Here is a 1,192-nt window from a genome sequence, read left to right as displayed (position 1 = left end):
CTGGGATTACGCTGCCGGGGAAGGCAAGAGCCGAGTAACGTCGTAACCTTCCTGAGACAACTCCTCAAGCAGACGCTTGGCATGATCAGCACGCTGCCGGGCCGGCCGCGGCCGCCGGTCGAAGTAATCAGCCCCCAACTCCGCATAGGCCACACCCGCGGCCAACATGTGCCAGACAGCGACGATGATCTTGTGCTGCAGCGCGACCTGAGCCCGCCGGGCGCCCCGCCGCTTGCGCACCCGCGCGTAATAGCTCTTGAGATAGCACGGCGGCGAGGAGGAACGGGCGATGTGGCCCGCAGCCATCCCCAGCGCACCGCGCAGGTAGGAATCGCCGTGCGTGGTGGCCGCCGAGCCTTCGCGCCCGGCCGAGCGGTTGTTGCCCGGACACACCCCCGCCCACGAGGCCAGGTGCGCAGCCGTGGGAAACGCCGACACATCCGCACCGATCGCGCCCAGGATCACCGCGCTGATGTGCTCAGAAACCCCCGGAATCGTCACCAGCAGCTCGCGTGCGCGACCAAAAGGGCGCATCGCCGCGGCGATGCGCTCCTCATAGGCCCGCGTCTGGGCATCGATCATGTCGATGGCCGACAGGCTCTGGCCGATCATGAACGCGCTGGCCTCGCTGAAGCGGGCCACGCGCAGCGCCCGCTCCAGCTCCGACCGCTTGGCACGCAGGCTCCCCTTGGCCAGATCGGCCAGCACCGCAGGGTCGCGCTCGCCGGCCACCAGCGCTTCGAGCATGGCCCGAGTGGAGGCCCCCAGCACCGCCGAGGTCACCGCGGTGATCTTCAGGCCCGTCTCCTCGACCTGCTTCTCCAGCCGGTTCACGGCGCGGGTGCGGTCGGCCTTGAGGTGGGCCCGGCCCCGGGTCAGCTCCCGCAGGTCCCGCACGGGCGCCTCGGGCACGAACGAGGAGCGCACCAGATCGTGCTGGAGGAGCTGGGCCAGCCACTGGGCGTCCTTGACGTCGGTCTTGCGGCCCTTGACCTGGCGCACGTCGCGGGGATTGACCAGCCGGGCGTCGAAGGAGCCCTCCAGCAGGTAGTACACCGGCTTCCAGTAGGTCGCGGTGGCCTCCATCGCCACCGCCTGCACCTGCTCGGCCTCCAACCACGCGGCCAACTCCAGCAGCCCCGCGGTCACCGTGGAGAACGTGCGGGTGCGCGAGGCGAACCGGCCGCCGCCG

The 1,192-nt window shown here is 70.3% G+C and carries 1 protein-coding gene; it reads right to left on the bottom strand.

All coding sequences use genetic code 11. The features are described from left to right. Nucleotides 1-6: 6 nt before the first annotated feature. On the bottom strand, nt 7-1,192 hold a 1,186-nt coding region (locus RM446_RS24610; RefSeq protein ID WP_311547828.1), incomplete at its 5' end, for an IS110 family RNA-guided transposase.

The sequence above is a fragment of the Streptomonospora wellingtoniae genome (genome assembly GCF_031845375.1).
In the GTDB taxonomy this organism is placed as follows: domain Bacteria; phylum Actinomycetota; class Actinomycetes; order Streptosporangiales; family Streptosporangiaceae; genus Streptomonospora; species Streptomonospora wellingtoniae.
The sequence above is the reverse complement of the archived record's forward strand: the minus strand, read 5'-3'. Positions and strand labels throughout refer to the sequence as shown.